At 66.6% G+C, this 17,178-nt stretch carries 11 protein-coding genes and 1 pseudogene; 2 read left to right on the forward strand and 10 right to left on the reverse strand.

The window, feature by feature from the left end:
* Positions 1–220 precede the first annotated feature (220 nt).
* Both B5E43_RS14920 and B5E43_RS10485 read right to left on the reverse strand, forming a co-directional pair.
* On the reverse strand, positions 221–580 hold the full coding sequence (locus tag B5E43_RS14920; protein WP_143382993.1) for a hypothetical protein: 360 nt from the start codon (positions 578–580) through the stop codon (positions 221–223).
* Between the two features lie 8 nt (positions 581–588).
* A pseudogene (locus B5E43_RS10485) lies at positions 589–865 on the reverse strand (NAD-dependent malic enzyme); the annotation flags it as partial.
* Between the two features lie 143 nt (positions 866–1,008).
* On the opposite strand from B5E43_RS10485, the gene B5E43_RS10490 reads away from it, so the two are divergent.
* The gene (locus tag B5E43_RS10490) at positions 1,009–2,142 is read left to right on the forward strand and encodes an anaerobic sulfatase maturase (RefSeq protein WP_087396504.1); all 1,134 of its coding nucleotides are present in this window, start codon (positions 1,009–1,011) and stop codon (positions 2,140–2,142) included.
* 147 nt (positions 2,143–2,289) lie between these two features.
* Here B5E43_RS10490 and B5E43_RS10495 read toward each other — a convergent pair whose 3' ends face one another.
* Together B5E43_RS10495 and B5E43_RS10500 are read right to left on the reverse strand one after the other, a co-directional pair.
* Positions 2,290–3,735 carry a protein phosphatase 2C domain-containing protein gene (locus B5E43_RS10495; protein WP_087396506.1) on the reverse strand — a complete coding sequence of 482 codons (1,446 nt, stop codon included), beginning with the start codon at positions 3,733–3,735 and terminating at the stop codon, positions 2,290–2,292.
* Positions 3,736–3,820: 85 nt separating this feature from the next.
* Positions 3,821–4,915 (reverse strand): hypothetical protein, encoded by a 1,095-nt coding sequence (locus B5E43_RS10500; protein ID WP_087396508.1) that lies wholly within the window; start codon positions 4,913–4,915, stop codon positions 3,821–3,823.
* Between the two features lie 92 nt (positions 4,916–5,007).
* Between B5E43_RS10500 and B5E43_RS10505 the strand changes: the two genes are divergently transcribed.
* The gene (locus B5E43_RS10505; RefSeq protein ID WP_087396510.1) at positions 5,008–5,778 is read left to right on the forward strand and encodes an FHA domain-containing protein; all 771 of its coding nucleotides are present in this window, start codon (positions 5,008–5,010) and stop codon (positions 5,776–5,778) included.
* 46 nt (positions 5,779–5,824) lie between these two features.
* Here B5E43_RS10505 and B5E43_RS10510 read toward each other — a convergent pair whose 3' ends face one another.
* The 6 genes from B5E43_RS10510 to B5E43_RS10535 form a co-directional block, all read right to left on the reverse strand.
* Positions 5,825–7,918: a protein kinase gene (locus B5E43_RS10510; RefSeq protein ID WP_158099025.1), complete on the reverse strand. Its 2,094-nt coding sequence runs from the start codon at positions 7,916–7,918 to the stop codon at positions 5,825–5,827.
* Between the two features lie 23 nt (positions 7,919–7,941).
* Positions 7,942–10,143 (reverse strand): serine/threonine-protein kinase, encoded by a 2,202-nt coding sequence (locus B5E43_RS10515; RefSeq protein WP_087396513.1) that lies wholly within the window; start codon positions 10,141–10,143, stop codon positions 7,942–7,944.
* Positions 10,144–10,232: 89 nt separating this feature from the next.
* Positions 10,233–12,443, reverse strand: coding sequence for a protein kinase (locus B5E43_RS15675; RefSeq protein WP_158099026.1), 2,211 nt, complete (start codon positions 12,441–12,443; stop codon positions 10,233–10,235).
* A gap of 117 nt (positions 12,444–12,560) precedes the next feature.
* Complete coding sequence (locus B5E43_RS10525) at positions 12,561–13,955, reverse strand: hypothetical protein (RefSeq protein WP_087396517.1); 1,395 nt, start codon at positions 13,953–13,955, stop codon at positions 12,561–12,563.
* On the reverse strand, positions 13,952–15,346 hold the full coding sequence (locus B5E43_RS10530) for a trypsin-like peptidase domain-containing protein (RefSeq protein WP_158099027.1): 1,395 nt from the start codon (positions 15,344–15,346) through the stop codon (positions 13,952–13,954). The genes B5E43_RS10525 and B5E43_RS10530 overlap by 4 nt, the downstream gene beginning before the upstream one ends.
* A 38-nt stretch (positions 15,347–15,384) precedes the next feature.
* Entirely contained in the window at positions 15,385–16,836 is a 1,452-nt protein-coding gene (locus tag B5E43_RS10535; protein WP_087396521.1) for an FHA domain-containing protein, read from the reverse strand.
* Positions 16,837–17,178 lie beyond the last annotated feature (342 nt).

The raw sequence follows: 17,178 nt of genomic DNA on the forward strand, positions 1-17,178 counted from the left end.
TCGCCTTCAGTCTGATGCTTGATTTCGTGTTTCTATCTTACCCCACGTGTGCTATAAAGTAAAATTACTGTTGTTTATTGCAGCAATAAGTATTTTTCATATCCGGGGAGCGCCCTCCTGGGATATGAAGAAACGGAATGACCATCTCCTTTTCCCGCATGAAGCGGGGACAAAAAGGGACATGGCCTGCAAATCTCCTATGGAATGAAGCTGGGACGCATCATTCAAAGGGGAGACGGCAAACCATGTCTAAAAAATTATCAGCGAAACGAGAACGTGATCGGGGGGCTGGAAAGCCTGCCGGCGGAGAAAATCCCAGCACGGAGGTGCAGCCACGCCGTTCTGGAGGGCTGTGGCGGCGAAGGTGTGCCGCCGCAGCCGCTTCGATTCCAAAGCCGCCAACCAGAGAGGCGATCAGCATAACGCCGGTGGGCCCATCGTGCTGAGAACTGCCGGCCAACAATTCAGACAGGGACTCAAATCCGCCGCCGAGCTCAACACGGTCCAGCAAGCCGCCGCTTGTAATGAAGATAACGAACCTATTGGCCTGAGAAGCGATACCCTTTGGGATGGCCTTCATAAGACCCCAATAGCGGTCCCGTGCCGGTCATCGCGGAAAACGGAAATATCACACAGCTGCTGCAAACGGACTTCAGTTTTAAAGCAGCGGAGAGCGGCAATGTCCTCCAGGTTGATCCCCCCAAAGGAGCCTGAAATGCTATACCGTCTGGACAAATTCATCCACACCCTTGGTGTTGATGCCAAGCGGGGTGGCATTGACTCCGCCGAATGCTTTGAAGAGGACGCACGTGCCTTCCATCACCGGCATGCCGGCCCCGGAGCCAATATCTCCCAGCCCCGGCACGCCTCCAGAGCCTTTTTCGGCGGACCCTTGACCTCAGAGGGGGACTAGGGAAGTGGGGTATACAGGACCGAACCTGGGAAAATTGGCTGTTTTGCGTGGGAGCTTTGTGTTATACTGTGACCAACAGGGAAAGGAGGAGGTTTATGAAGAATATCAGTCTTCTCATCAAGCCTGCGTCCAGCGTATGCAATATGCGCTGCCGGTACTGCTTTTACGCGGATGAGGCGGCCAACCGGGAGCAGGCGTCTGCGGGGATGATGACGAAGCAGACGGCGGAAACCTTGATTCGCCAGGCCTTTGAAACGGTGGAGGAACATGGAAGCGTCGGCTTTACGTTTCAGGGCGGGGAGCCCACCATGGCAGGCCTGGATTATTTCAGATATTTTGTTGAAACAGCGGCTAGAATGAAGAGGAGCGGGGTGAAGGTCCAATACTCCATCCAGACCAACGCCCTGAACCTGGACGAGAGCTGGGCGGAATTTTTTGCCGCTCATCAATTCCTGGTGGGCGTCTCTCTGGACGGGGAAAAAACGATCCACAATCAGTTGCGGCTGGACGCCGCCGGCAAAGATACCTGGAACCGGGTCACAAAAAACCTGTCCATGCTCCAGAAAAAGGGGGTGGAGGTAAATGTGCTGTGTGTGGTCACCAGCCAAAGCGCGAAACACGGGGCGAAGATCTACAATAACCTGAAAAAGCTGGGCATGCGGTATTTGCAGTTCATCCCCTGTCTGGACCCGCTGGAAAAAGAGCGGGGCGAAATGCCCTACAGCCTGACGCCGGAGGCCTACGGAAAATTTTTGTGTACGACATTTGATGAGTGGTACCGGGATCTGGAGCGGGGCGATTATACCAGCATCCGGCTATTCGATGACTATGTACATCTGGCCATGGGGCTGCCGGCCAGCACCTGCGCCACGAGCGGCACCTGCGGCTCCTATTTTGTAGTGGAAGGGGACGGAGCCCTGTTTCCCTGTGATTTCTACTGTCTGGATCAGTGGAAGATGGGGATGATTGGGGAACGCTCGCTGGAGGAGTTGGCCAAGGGAGAAATTGCCGCTCAGTTTCAAAAGGAGAGCCTGGTACACCCGGCTGAATGTGAAGAATGTCCCTGGCGGTCATTGTGCAATGGGGGCTGCAAGCGGGACCGCTACTGGGACGAGACCGGAGTTCACAACTACTTCTGTCCGGCCTTCCGTCAGTTTTTTGCCTACGCCGGAGAGAGGCTCCGGCGGGTGGCCATGGCCAGCCGCAACGGATATCTGCGCTCCCGGTGAGGCTCCGGCTTGGTTTTCCGGCGGAACAGATGACACAGAAACAGGCAGACCGGGCAACCCGAGAGGGGTTGCTCGGTCTGCCTGTTTGATCAGTCCATTTTGCAGCAGGTCCTTGTTTCGCCGATCCAGGCTTCACGAACACGGCTCTCAGGGTCCGGTCGCCTCCAGGATCACGGCGGTGAAGTTGTCCTGCTGGGGCAGGGACTTTTCCGTCACCGCCGCCCGAAGGGCGTCCGCCGCCGCCTGCGCATCCCCGCCCAGGCACCAGGCCATCTCCTCCTGGGACAGGGCCCGGTACACCCCGTCGCTCATGAGCACCACCCGGTCCCCGGCCCGCAGGGGAATGGGCTCCGGATTCCACTCCACCTTCCGGGGGAAGCCCCCGCCGATGTAGCTGGTGAGATTTTCTCTCCGGGGGTCCTGGTCCGCCTCGGCGAAGGTCATGTCCTTCTGCATGGCCAGCAGAGTCAGATCATGGTGGAAGTCGTGGTCCCGGTTGAGCTGGATGAGTCCGCCGCCGCGCCACAAGTAGATCCGGCTGTCCCCCACGCTCAGCCAGGAGAGCGCCCCCTCCCGGATCAGACACATCACCAGGGTGGACCCGCTCTGGGCGGTGCGCCCCTTCTGCAGGTCCTCCACCTGATCCAGAGCCTGTTGGAGCAGCAGCTGGAGCTGTCGGGCCGGGGCGTCCGTACCTCCGGGGGCGAAGCTGCCGCCCAGGGCATCGGTGAGGGCCCGGCTCACCTGGCCGCTGTCCACCAATCCTCCCATGCCGTCCGCCACCGCCGCCAGCACGCCCCCCTCCGGGGATTCCAGTCCGGCCAGGCAGAAGGCGTCCTGCTGGCTGTCCCGCGCGCCCACCTCATGGACCTGGGCGCACCGGAACCCACGGCAGGGGGGAGCGGGCAGCCTGAGCGCCCCGGAGCCCCTGCGCCGCCGCAGCCACAGCAGAAGGCCCGTCACGCCCAGAGCGGCCAATACCCCCAACGAAAAGGGGAGCGCCGGCCCGAGGCCGGACCCGCCGGGGAGGGAAGGCTGTGTCAGCGTGGTCGGGACCAGGGACTGCCCCTCCTCGCCGGCGCGTTCTCCGTTTGAGAGGACGGCGTCTACTTCGGGCAGCGGCTCCTCTCCCGAATGGGTCCGCTCCTCCTCCCGGCCTTCTCCGGACGGGGCGGCTCCGCTTCCGGCAGCCTCGGCCTCCTGCCGGGCGGGCTGCTGGGGCTGCGTATCTTCCCCCTCCCGGGCGGGCTGCTGGGGCTGCGTGTCATCCCCCTCCCGGTCGGGCTGCTGGGGCTGTGTGTCTCCCTCCTGCCGGGCGGGCTGCTGGGGCTGCGTGTCATCCCCCTCCCGGTCGGAGGGCTGGGACTCCGCGCCGCCGGTCTGTGTGGACGTGTCCCCCTCGCTCGGCTGCTCGGTCTCCGCCTCTGCGCCGTCTTCCCTGCCGGCGGGACCGGCTTGGGTCCCGGGCGGGGCGGAGCCGCTCTCCTCCCCGCCGGGGGCGGACGTGTCCGGCGCGGGGCGGGTAACGGTCGGGTCCTCTCCGGAGACGCCGGGGTCGCCCCCGCCGGTCAGCTGCAGGATCTCGTATTTCATAGGCTGGTCCTCCTTTGCCTTGTACCGCGGGGATGGTCCCACCCCCGCCTGTCCCGACTATATCATAGGCGGCCCTCAGGTCGGTTCAAGCATTTTCCTCCTTCCCGGGGAACAAAACGGCCAGCACCGCCTCCATCCGCTCCCCCATGGTCTCGTCCTGCCGCAGGGCGCTGTTGAGGGAGTAGAGCACCAGCCAGTCGTAGGCGTTCCGGGGGTCCAGGGTGGGCATTCCGCAGTCCTGGAGCATCAGGTTCACCCGCCACCAGTGTTCCTCGAACAGCTCCTCCGGGGAGAGGTAGTCCTCGTCCAGCTCGTCGTAGCTGCCGTCCACCACATTTTCGGTCACCAGATACAGCAGAAGCAGCAGCTTCCGGGGCACGTCCTCCTTCCGGGCGCAGATGTTCTTCAGCTTGGTGGCGTTGGGCCAGCCCTGCTTGAGCATCCGCTGGACCAGGGTGAAGTCCTGCCGGCGGCTGCCGGAGGGCATGTGGAGCGTCAGATAGGTTTCCGCCGCCCGCTGGATGGAGTAGCGCTCCTCCCCCTCGCCGGGGGACAACAGGGCCTGAAAGTAGCGCTCAAAATAGTCCCAGGCCCGCCGGTGGAGCCAGCCGAAGGAGTCCAGATAGGACTCGTACAGCCGGAAAAATTCCCCGTCATCCCGCACGTCGGCAAAGATGGACACCAGCTGCCGGGTGCCCTCCATCCCCGGCCGCCCCGTTCCCGGGGACCGCTCCGGGTCGGGCAGGGAGCGGTAGAGGTCGGCCGCCTGCTGGTAGGTGGTCCCCTTCCGCAGGCAGTAGGCGTAGGTCAGCTCCCGGCCGTTTCGGTAGTGGATGCCGTAGTCCGTGCACAGGCCCAGCAGGGCGGAGGCCTGCACCTCGTCCAGCCCCAGGGCAAAGGCGATGCGGAACAGGCCCTCCCGGTCGGTGGGGGCGTTCCTGCCCTGCTCCCAATTCCGTACCCGCCGGGCCACGGACTTGGGGTCGTCCCCCGGCTGGGTCACCGCCCGGACCACCTGATCCCGCAGGTCGCCGGCGGGATACAGCCCCCGCAGGGTCTCCCAAAAGCCCCGCAGGCGGATGGTCCCCGCCAGGTATTGAGCCGCCAGGGCAGGGGTCATGTCGGCCGCCGACAGGTGGTTCACCTCCAGTCCCGACTGCTGGGTGAGCTCGATACGCATAGCCGCTCCCTCCATTTTCTCCAAACGCTCTTGCCCTTTTGCCGCCGGCGCCGTATACTGAAAGGGTCAAACTATCCCGGGGAGGTGGCGCCGTGTTTCCCAAAACCACATATCCCGACGACATCCGCGCCCGGCTCCTGGCGGCGGTGCCCGGAACACGCGTCCCGCTGTGGCAGGCGGCCCCCCTCACGGCCGCTCTGGCCGCCGCGCCGGTGCTGCTTCTGCCGTCCAGCCTGGCCCTGCCCCTCCCGCCGGAGGAGCAGCTGCACGGCCCCGCGCCGGGGGAGACGGGGGAAGTCTACCGCCTGTGTGCCCTGCTGGTCCGGCTGCTGTCCGGGGCCGATCTGCCTCAGACGGCGGGGGCTATGGAGCGCCGGGCCGCCCTCCGCGCCGCGGCCGGGGCGGCCTGCCCTGACCCGGAGGGGGCGCAGGATCTGTTCCGCCTGTTGGACCGGGGGCTGCGGCTGGAGCCCAGCCGCCGGTTTCCCCACCGGCGCGCCCTGTTAGCCGACCTGGAGAAGGCGGAGGCGGAGATGGACGCCCGGGCCAGGAGCCGTCTGTGCCTGCGGGGGACGGCGGGAGTCTTTTTCGGCGGGGACCTCCCCCTGGAGCTCCCCGCCCTCCTGGGGCGGCAGCCCGGAGCCTGCCGCATCCTTTTCCCCCCGGACACCCCGGGGGTGAGCCGCCGCCACTGCCGGTTGGAGCTGATCTGGGGGACGGTGATCGTCTCCGATCTGGAGTCCCGGTACGGCACCGCCGTGGACGGCGTGCCCCTTCTTCCGGGCCGTCCCGCCGCCCTTCTGCCGGGACAGGTCCTGGCCCTGGCCGGCGGCGGGCAGAGCCTTTTGCTCACAGAAAGCTGAATCCAGAAACAGAGAGCGGGCGGGGACGGATTCCCCGCCCGATTTTTTAAAGTTCCGCTTCCAGGGCGGCGATGATGCCCCGGACCTCCTCCTGCTCCTTCTCCTTGAGGTAACCGGTATTCAAGTACCGGTTCCACCAATAGATGGCCTGCTCCAGGTCCCGGGGGGTCCCCACCCCGTCGGCATAACACTCAGCCACCCACTTAAAGACCACCGGGTTTTCGTAGTTGGCCTGCGCCAGCTCCAGATACATCCGAAAGGCCCTCTCTTCGTCCTGGGGCACTCCTAAGCCATACTTGTAATTGGAGGCTAGAGACAGCTTAGCCTCCAGGCTTCCCAGAGCCATGGCCTCCTGATAGAGCTGGACCTCGATCTCATACTCGTCGTCCAGCATGGCGTCGAAGGCCAGGTCGCACAGCCGCTTTGCCAGTTTGTTCTGGGAGATATAACCCAGGGAATTCATCTGCCGGTATACCTCCGCAGCCTTGAAATACTGTCCGTTGGCGGCGTAGTTCTCCGCCTGAGCCTTCAGCTCCTCCTCCGTGGGCGGGGCCGGTTCCGGCTGGGTGGACTGGGCAGGCTGGGTGGACTGGGCAGGCTGGGTGGACTGCGTAGGCTGAGTGGATTGCGTAGGCTGGGTGGATTGCGCAGGTTTGGTGGTTTGGGCGGATGACCCGGACTGGGCGGGCTTCGTGGACTGGGTCTGGCCCGAGGAGGTCTGGGCGGGGCCGGTCTCCGGTTCCCCGGCCGTCCCCTCCGGCTCTCCGGCTGTCCCGTCCGTCTCCTGGAGATCGGGCTGGGTCTGGGGCAGATCCACCTGTCCCTGGGCCGCGGCGCTCTCCTGGCTCATATCTCCCTCCGGCTCTCCCTTTGAGGCGTCGGGCTGCTCCGATACCTGCTGGACCGTCTGCGGCTTCTCCTCTCCGGCCTCTCCCGCCGGCACAGGTCCGCTGTCCCGTCCGCTGAGCAGCGGAACGGCGGCCGCCAGGACCACCACGGTGCACACCGCCGCCGCCATAGCCCCCTTGGCCCCCCTTGGCAGGCCTCTGCCCGGGCGGCGCTTCTGGTTGGGCTGAGGTTCCGTGGGGCCGGTCTGTTCTTCCGATTTCGTCCGCCGGCCCACAAATTCCGTGTGTCCTTCCCCCTTTTCCTCCTCCGGGGGGGTCCAGGGCGCCCCCTCCAGGGTGACGCCGTACAGGGCCGCGTACAGCTGCGCGACGCTCTGCCAGCGGTTGGCGGCCTGCACCGCCAGGCCCTTGCACAGCGCCTGCTCCTGCTGGGGGGTCAGGTCCGCCCCCAGCTGGGTGGGGGGGAGCAGGGGGTCCTGGCTGCCGTCCCGGCGCTCCACCGCCCGGGGCGGCACCTTTCCCGTAAGGCAGTAGTCAATGGTGGCGCACAGGGCGTACACGTCGGTCCAAGGCCCCTGGTCCCGGCCGGTATACTGCTCCCGGGGGGCAAAGCCGTGCTTCAGGGTCACCGTCTGGGTGGGCTGGCCCTGGATCTCCTTGGCGCAGCCGAAGTCCATCAGCTTCACCCTGCCGCTGGGGAGCACCATCAGGTTGTCCGGGCTGATGTCCCGGTGGAGGATGCCCGCCTGATGCATGGCCTCCATGCCTCCCATCACCGGCCGCAGCAGCTCCAGCAGCTCCCCGGCGGGGATGGCGCCCTGACGGGCGGTGCGCGCCTTGAGCGTCTCCCCCTCCAGGAACTCCATGACGATGTAGGCGGTGTTGTTGGCCTGGAAATGGTCCAGTACCTGGACGATCTCCGGGATCTCCTCCAGCTTGGCCATGGTCCGGGCTTCCTTCAAAAACTGGGCCCGGCCCTTCTCGTAGGCCGGCTGGTTGTTCTGGGTGTAGCAGGTGACGCTGAGGGAGAGGGAGTTCTCCCGGGAGACCAGACAGGTGGGGAAATACTCCTTGATGGCCACCAGCCGTTCCAGATTGGTGTCCAGCCCCAGGTAGGTGATGCCGAAGCCTCCCTCGCCCAGCACCCGGCCCACCACATAGCGGTCATTGAGCCGGCTCCCCGGGGGGACGTGGTGGCTGCCCGGGCGGTAGTCCGCCGGGTTCCTGCCGCAGCCGGGGCAGAGGCCCTCCTCCGTCCATTCCTGCATGCAATAGGGACAAATGCGCTCCATATGCTCCCCTCCCTTCTGTGTTCTCATCCGCCGCCCTGAAGCTCGTTCAGAAGCTCCTGGGCGCTGTCGGACACATAGCTGGCTCCGTACTCAAAGCACTTGTTGAGCCACTCGATGGCCTTTTGGGTGTCCTGGGGCACGCCGTTTCCGGCGGCGTAATACTGCGCCACGAAATAGCAGGCCGGGCCGTCGCCGGTATTGGCCAGCTTGGTCCACCACTCGCAGGCCTTGGTGCTGTTTTGCTCCACATAGTGGCCGTAGTCGTAATAGCGCGCCACGGTGGCGATGGCCGCGGTGCTCCCCATATCCACCAGCTCCATGTTGAGGTCATAGGCGAACTTGATCAGGGGGGAGCTGTCGTTGCCGTAGTCCGTCTCGTACCACTCATACTCCGCCGCATCGGCCACATCCTCCAGGCACATGACCAGCTTGCTCTTGGAGATGTAGCCCAGGGAGTTCATCTGCCGATAGATGCTCACCGCGTCGGTGTACCGGCTCTCCGCCACCGCCGTCTCCGCCTGGCTCTCCAGCTCCGCTTTCGTGGGGGCGGGGGGCTCCTCCGGCTCCGTCTGGGCCGGAGGCGTGGTCTGCTGGGCGGGCTGCGTCTGTTGGGTGGACGGAGCAGGCGTGGTCTGCTGCGAAGGCGTGGTCTGCTGAGAGGGCTGTGTCTGCTGGGTGGGTTTTGTCTGCTGAGGGGCGGACTGGGTCCCGCCGCCGGCCTGTCCGCCTTCCGTCTTCGCTCCCTCGGCGGCCTGACCGTCCCCGCCGGTCTCTCCTCCCTGGGAGGAGGCGGGGGGCTGTTCCGTCCCCTGGGCCTCCATCGCCTGGCTGCCGGAGGCGGTCCCCTCCAGAAGCCCGGGCAGCAGCGCTCCGGCGGCCGATTCCTGTTCCCCGGCGCTGCCGCTTCCCTGGGCCGCGCCGCCGGAGACGGCGCCGGTCTGCTCCGCGGGCAGGGTCACGCTGCCCTCCCCCCGGCCGGGGTCCTCTCCCTGGGCGGGGAGCAGGCCGCCGCCCAGGGCCGCCGCCGCGATGATCACCAGGGCACAGCAGGCAGCGATGGCCCCCATGGCCCCTTTGGAGAGCCGCTTTTTCCCCGGGGCCGGGGGCGTGCCGTCCCCGGGGGTCCGGCCGTCGGAGGGGATGGGCTCGGGTTCTCCCGGTTCCTCCGCCCCGGTGTGCTCCACGTACTCGGTCTTTCCCCCGCTCTCCGGCTGCTCCTCCTTCTGTGTTTCCTTCTTCTTCCGGGGTTCCTTCCATGACGTCCCGTCCAGGTTGACGCCGTACATGGCCCCGTACAGCTCCTCCATGCTCTGCCAGCGGTCCTCCGCCCGGCAGGCCAGCCCCCTGAGCAGGGCCCGCTCCTGGCCCGGGGCCAGGTCCGACCCCAGCCGGCTGGGCGGCACCAGGGGGTCCTGTCCTCCGTCCCGTTCCATGGCGTCGGGGGGCACCCTGCCCGTCAGGCAGTAGTAGATGGTGGCGCACAGGCTGTACAGATCGCTCCAGGGGCCCTGGCCCCGGCCGGCATATTGCTCAAAGGGAGCGAAGCCGTGCTTCAGAGTCACCGTCATGGTAACTCCGCCGTTGATCTCCTTGGCGCAGCCGAAGTCCATCAGCTTCACCTTGCCGCCGGGCAGGCACATCAGATTGTCCGGGCTGATGTCCCGGTGGATGACCCCCGCCCGGTGCATGGCCGCCATGGCCCCCATCACAGGGCGCAGCAGCCCCAGCAGCTCCCCGGCGGACATCCGCCCCTGCCGGGCGGTCATGTCCTTGAGCGTCTCCCCCTCCAAAAACTCCATGACGATGTAGGCGGTGTTGTGGGCCTGGAAGAAGTCCAGCACCCGCACGATCTCGGGGATCTTCTCCAGCCGGGCCATGGTCCGGGCTTCCTTCAGAAACTGCTCTCTGCCCTTTTCGTAGTAGGAGAGGCCGGCCTGGGTGTAGCAGGTCACATCCAGGGTCAGGGAGGTCTCCCGCTTGACAAAGGCGGTGGGAAAATACTCCTTGACCGCCACCCGGCGCTCCAGCTCCGTGTCCCAGCCCAGGTAGGTGATGCCGAAGCCACCCTCGCCCAGCACCCGTCCCAGGCGGTAACGCCGGTGGAGCAGGCTCCCGGGCGGGAAATGATGGCTCGCGGGCTGGTAGGTCCCGGGGTCCTTTCCGCAGTGGGGACAGCTGGCTTCCTCCGACAGGACATTCATACAGTAGGGACAGAACCGCTCCATCTCGCTCACCTCTCCAAATTACTTGCCGGGGCCTGCGGGGTCGTGGGCTCCTGCTCCCTATGGGCAGGATCGGCTCCCGGTGTTTGCCGCTAAGGGGCTTGCGCCCCATTCATTTCGTCCAGGGCCCTTTGAGCCTGGGCTTTCCCGGTGGAATAGTCAGAGTCCAGGGCTTTCTGGTACCAGCTGCGGGCCATGTCCCAGTCCTTCTCCACGCCCCATCCATACTGGTAAAGCACCCCGGCATAGTAGTAGGCCGCCACATCTCCGCCTTGGGCGGATGTTAAGATCCAGTGGGCAGCGGTATCGTTGTCCGTTGCCACGCCCTTTCCGTACAGATACATCGTCCCCAGGACCAGCATGGCTTCCAGGTCTCCCATCTCGGCCGCCTCCTCCAGAATGGGCGCGGCTGTGGCATACTGTTCCTCCCGCTCAAAGCTGCGGCCGATCCGGCGTATATAGGGCGCGATCTCCGTGCCGGCTGCTCCCCTTTGGTTGGACTCCCGGAGCAGGGACAAGGCCGTATCTTTATCCCCCAGGTCTTCCCAGTAGCCGTAATAACCCACGGCGGCCAACTGATATACGGCATAGGTATCTCCCATGTCATCCGCCTGCCGGAACAGGGAAACTGCCGTGGCATAATCCTTCTGTTCATTGGCCGCCTTGCCGGCCTGGCAGAGCTCTTCTGCCGTCTGGACCGGCTGCTGGGACGGCTGCGACTGCGCGGGAGGCTGACTGGCCTGGGAGCCGCCGGCGGTCTCTTCTTTCTCCGCCGGCTGTTCCGGGGAGGACGGAGACTGCCCGGACGGGGCATCCTCCGCCGGGGACTCCTGCCCGGCCCCGCTCTGGGACCCGGCGATGGCTCCGTCCTCCGGGTCCGGGGAGCCGTCCTCCGGCTGGGGAAGCTCCGGCGTCGCCGTCTGGACGGGCTCCTCCTGGTGGGGCGCCTGCGTCCCGTCCTCCGGCTGGGATGGGGAGTAGTGCTGTCCGCCGCCGTCCTGGGCGGGGAGGCTCCCCCCTCTGGTTCCAAGGGCGGCCGCCGCGGCCAGCACCAAGGCCAGACAGGCCGCGCCCCCCAGGAGGGCCTGCACCCTTCGGGAAGAAAGCCGGGGCCGTTTCGCTGGGTTTGCCCCTTCCTTCTCCTCCGGCTGCCGGTGTTCCTCTCCGCCGTGGGGCGCGGAGGGGGAGGCGTCAAGGGCCCGGCTGGCGGCTGTTCCACCGGAAGGGGCCTCCCGGGCCTCCTCCTGTGCGGGGACGGTGGGACCCATGGGAGCCTGGGCGATCTCCGGGTCCCCGGGCGCTTTCCTTTGCCGGGGGGAAGCCGCCCCGCCCTGCGCCCCGGCGGCCGGGAGGGCGGAGGAGCGGGAGTCCTCCGCCGGACCGTACAGGGCGGCATAGAACTCCGCCGCGCTCTGCCAGCGGTCCTTGACCCGTACCGCCAGGCCCTTGAGCAGCGCCTGCTCCTGGCTGGGCGTCAGCCCGGCGCCCAGCTGGGTGGGGGGGAGCAGCTCGTCCCCCTCGCCGCCCCGCTCGACGGAGCGGGGCGGTACGGCGCCGGTCAGGCAGTAGTAGAGGGTGGCGCACAGGCTGTACACGTCGCTCCAGGGGCCCTGCCCCCGCCCGGTATACTGTTCCAGCGGGGCAAAGCCGTGCTTGAGCACCACCGTCAAGGTGTGCCCGCCCTCCAGCTCCCGGGCGCAGCCGAAGTCCATCAGCTTCACGCCCTCCCCCTTCAGGACCATGAGATTGTCCGGACTGATGTCCCGGTGGAGGACCCCCGCCCGGTGCATGGTGTCCATTCCCCGCACCACCGGCTCCATGAGCTCCAGCAGCTCCCGGGCCGGGATGGGGCCCCGGCGGGCCACCAGCTCCTTGAGGGTGGCCCCCTCCAGAAATTCCATGACCAGATAGGCGGTGTTGTTGGCGGGAAAGAAATCCAGCACATGGACGATCTGGGGCACCCGGTCCAGCCGGGCCATGGTCCTGGCCTCCTGGAGGAACTGCTCCCGCCCCCGCTCATAAAATTCCTTCCCCTGGCTGGTGTAGCAGGTCACCCCCAGGGAGACGGAATTTTCCCGGAGCACAAAGGAGGTGGGAAAGTACTCCTTCACCGCCACCAGACGCCGGAGATTTTCGTCCAGGCCCAAATAGGTGATCCCGAATCCTCCTTCCCCCAGCACCCGTCCGATCCGGTAGCGCCCCTGGAGCAGCGTACCGGGGGGGAGGTGGTGCACCGAGGGGGAATACTCCGCCGGGTCTCTCCCGCAGGCCGGGCACGCCCCCTCGCCATGGGCCATGCTCATACAATATGGGCAATAGGTCGCCATCTCCTTCACCTCTTGCAGCACACATTTCGCGTCGGTCTTTTCTCTGAAAACAGGATAGCACACGGGCCTTGGACCCCGGTCCGGCTGATTTCCCTAGCCCTCTTCCCCGGCCAGAGCCTCTCTCAGCTGGCGCTCCAGCGCCGTCTCGCCGCCGGCCTGCTGGATCTCCGTGCTCCGCCCGCCGTACACCTGGCAGTCCGCCGGGAAATACGTGGGGTCGTAGGGGAGGGAGTCGGGCAGGCGGATGACCTTCAGCCCGTGGCCTAAAAAGGCCCGGGGCTCGATCCCGCGCACCGGGAATCCCTCCGCCTCCTGGGGTACCGTGACCTCCGTCCCCGTGCCCACATAGCCTGTGACCGTGACCTCCCGGATGCCGTAGACGGGGAATTGATAGGACAGCTCCCCGGAGGTGAAGCTCCCCTGGACCATCAGCGCCCGCTGTTCCTGGGTCAGCCCCTCCAGCAGGTCCGGGGGCTGCCAGGCGGGCTCCGGCTCGGGAGCCGTGGCCCGCTGCCACAGCACCGAGCCGGTCAGGGCCAGGGACAGGACCAGGACGGCCGCGATGCAGTGGATGGGCGCGATGGCCTTGGGTCCCCGGCCCCGGGTCAGCCACCTCCACACCGGTCCCTTGGCCAGCCGTGCCCACACAGGGGTCCGGGGCGGCGGGGCGTGGAGGACGTCCAGCAGCTCGGCCGCGGTGCCCACACCCTGGAGCGCCAGCCCCCGCTCCAGGGCGTGGGCCAGCTGCTGCTGCCGCCGGCCCTTGGGGTGGAAGACGCCCGTCCCGCCCGCGGCGGCGGGGGGCTGTCCGGTGAGGCAGTACCAGGCGCAGGCGCACAGACCGTAGACATCCTGACGCATGGGAGGCACCCCTCCCAGACACCACACATCGGGCGTGAGGAAGGGGGTGGGCAGGTCCAGCTCTTCCCGCCAGACCGGCCAGGGCACGGAGTTCCCCGTGCGGCTCCAGATGCGCAGGGTCCCCTCCTGGGTATAGCCCATGGTCTCCGGGCGCAGGTCCCCGTGACTCTCCCCGGAAGCGTGGAGCACATGGAGGGCGCGGGCGCCCTCCTCCACCAGGGCCCATACCGCCTCCGGGTCCATGGGCCCCCGCTCCCGGACCAGCGCGTCCAGAGTCTGTGCCGGGACCCAGTCCTCCACCCCATAGGCGGTCCGGTTTTCCTGAAACACATCCAGCACCCGGGCCAGAGCCGGGTGGCTCTCCTCCCGGGCGGCCCGGCGGGCCTCCTCCAGGAAGGCGTCCCGGCAGGCGGAAAAGGCGACGGGGATTATCAGAGACAGGTCGGTCCCCTCCCGGATGCAGATCATCCACCGGGGCACGAACTCCCGCAGGGCCACCGTGCGGCCCAGGACCAGGTCGATGCCCCGATAGACCATGGCGGCGGGCTGCTGGCCCAGAAATTCCTCCACCTGGTAGCGTCCCTTCAGTACCGTTCCGGTGGGCAGTGCGTTCCAGGGGGTGTTCACGGCTTGGACTCCAGGGTGAAGCGCTGCTTCTGGGAGCCCAGGGTGAAGCTGTCCCCCACCTTCAGCTCCACCGCCTGATTGGGCTGCAGGCGGGTGCCGTCCCCCAGGAAGGTGCCGAAGGAGGAGCCCAGGTCGGTGAGGGTGGCGCCCCCGGTGGTCAGCCGCACCACGCAGTGCCGCCCGCTGACGCCGGTAGTGTCCGCCGGAAAGACCAGGTCGTTCTGATCAGGCAGCCGCCCCAGGCGCAGAGCGCCCTCCAGAGCGAAGCGCCGTCCGGCAAACATGCCCTCTGTCCCCACCAGCCGCAGCTGGGGCAGGGCCTGGGCGGGCATGGTCTTGCCGATGGAGTCGGCGGGAGCGGTCTTGGGGAAGGGGTCGGCGGGAGACGTTTTCGGGTAGGCCGGGCCCGGATTGGGGTAGGAGGGGGTGTTGGCGGCGCCGGACTGGCCCGTCGTGCCCTCCGGCCGGCGGAAGGCGTTGGTTCCGGCTGTGGGGGAAGCCGGCACGGCGGCCTTTTTGCCCCGGCGGAGGATCAAAGCCGCTGCCCCACCGGCCGCGGCCACCACCGCCAGACAGATCAGCAGGGTGGGCAGCAGACTGACGCTGCCCTGCCGGTCGGTGATCCGGGTGTAGGTGAAATCGTGGAGGGTACCGATGTCCACCAGGTCGTCCAGCCGGTTGATGACGTAGTCCACCTGCACCGCCAGGAAGATGTTCTCCTCCATACCGTAGGTGTTCAGGCCGATCACATATCCCTCCTCCGTGATGAGGGGGCCGCCGGAGTTGCCGTGGTTGATGGTGGCGTCGATCTGGATCACATCGGTGTCGGTCTGATCCATATGGGCCATGCGGGAGATGGTCCCCGTGGTCACCGTGACGGCGTCGATGGAGGCGTTGTAGTCATTGGTCACCTGGTCGCTGGCCCCGGGGAAGCCCAGGGCGTAGATGGCCTCGCCCGGCTCAGCCAGGGCGGCCGGCATCAGGGGGAGGGCGATGCGCTCCGTCACCACCCGCTCCGCCCGCAGGATGGCGTAGTCCGGATATCCGCCGGTCTCGTAGATCACGTCGCAGCGCACCGAGTGCTCCGCGTCCATCTGGTAGCTGGTCTCCGGCTCCGGGGACGCGTTCCACTCGTCGTCCAGCAGGATGTAGACCGCCAGGGCTCCGGCGGTCACGTGCTGGTTGGTCACGAACACGGAGGAGGCCTTTCCCGCCTCGCCCACGGCGAAGCCGGAGCCGATGTTTGCCGTCCCGTCCGGCTGGACGGACAAAATCCGAACCACGCCGTTTCGGGCCTGGGATACGGCGCTCTTCTCCGCCGCCTGGGCGGGGAGGGCCAGCAGGGCGCACAGCAGCGCCAGGATCAAAGAAATAGAAACGCTCTTTTTCATCATTCCATTCTCCTTTCTCGTCCCACGGCGGTGCCGCGTCATTGCTCTTCCACCCGGAAACCGATCTTCCGGGAGCCCAGATAGAAGCACATCCCGGGCCGGATCTCAGCGCCGGTCCCGGACAATTTCTGCCCGTCCTCCAGCAGGGTGCCGAAGGAGGAGTCCAGATCGGTCAGCCGCAGGGCCCCGCCGCTCCAGGTGAGGGAGCAGTGGCGGCCGCTGACGCCGCCGGTGTCCGGTGGGAAGGAGAGGTCGCAGGCGGGGTCCCGTCCGAAGGTGAGGCCCTGGGGCGGGATCTCCCGTCCCTGACCGGGCGTCCCCGCCAGGGGCACTACCCGGAAGGTGGGAAGGGCCGGTTCCGTCTTTCCGTACTCCTGGGCGCCCACATATTCGGTCTTGCCCATGGGCTGTACCGGCTGGGGCTGAGAGGGCTGCGGCTGCGGTCCGGGGGCGGGCGCGCTGCCCCGGCCTCTGCGGCTCTTCAACAGGGCAAAGGCGATGATGCCGCCCGCCGCGGCCACGGACAGGACGATAAGCACCACGCGCAGGATATTGGCCCGGGTGCGCTCCGCCTCCGCCTGGCTGATCAGCTCCAGCACCTCCTTGGGCGTCTCCACAGTGCTGAAGGAGTAATTCCCGCTCTCATCCTGGCCGGGGTCCGTGGCCCCCCCCGCCGGAGGGGTCTGCTGGCCGGAGCCGATATCGCCGGAGCCGGTGCTGCCGGAGCCGGTGCTGCCGGAGCCGGTGCTGCCGGAGCCGGTGCTGCCGGAGCCGGTGCTGCCCGAACCAGCGCTGCCGGAGCCCGCATCCCCCTTGTCCAGGGTGCCGATCCCGTTTGCCGAGGGCATGATATAGCCCGCGGGAAGGGCCATATAGTTGTCGATGTAAAAGCCGATCACCTCATCCATGCTGGTCATGACCGCGGCCACGGGGTAGATGGCGTAATCGCTCAGGGACGAGGTGGGGGAGTCCTTCAGGGAGATGCAGGTGTAGCCGTTGCGGGCGGTGAGGTCCTGGATGTACGCGGCCCGGGAGAAGAAGTAGGTCGAGCCCTCCTTTTCCCCCAGACCGGCCACCGCCACACTCTTCTGGGTGCTCACCCCGTCCAGGGTCCGCAGGGCGGGAGCCGTGCAGGTCCCGATCCGCTCCTTCAGCCGAAAGACGGCGATCCCGCTGTCGGCGTCGGAGGCGATCAGCTCGGCGGTGGTGTTGACGCTTGTGTCGGCCGCATCCGTGGCCACATAATAGGTGGACCCGTTGGTCACCGCATAGCTGGCCACGGCCCAGGTGCCGCCGCTTCCGTCTCCCGCCTGTACCTGGATGGCCACCCCCCTCGTCACGATATTTTCCGCGGCCGCATCCACGCCGAACAGGTAGAGGGTGCAGTCATAATATTTCTGTCCGTCAGCCGCGGCCGCTGGCAGGACCAGTCCGAGGATGAGCAGCAGGGAACACACAACACTGCTGGCCGATCTCATGATATGTTTCATAGTCTGTTTCTCCCTTCCGATCTGTATGGTACGGTTATACCACGGGAAACCGGCGCCTGGTCCGGCTGGTTTCCCCTGCCCGCGTCCGGCCCGGGGAAGCTGTCCGCCGTTAAAACAATAGAGGAGCCAGAACCTGTTTCCAGCGCCTCTATTCTCCCTGCCGGCGTTGTCGGCCGGGCTATGGTTTCCTCCCCGACGCCCGCCGCCGGATTTTCACCAGAATTTGACATGATAAACAATAAAATTATAGCATTGGGGTCTGTTTTTGTGTTCCCAAGAAATTTGGGAGCGGGAGACGCAGCGGGGCCCCCGCCGCAAACGGCGGGGGCCCTGGGCATGATC

Source organism: Flavonifractor sp. An100 (assembly GCF_002161175.1).
In the GTDB taxonomy this organism is placed as follows: domain Bacteria; phylum Bacillota; class Clostridia; order Oscillospirales; family Oscillospiraceae; genus Lawsonibacter.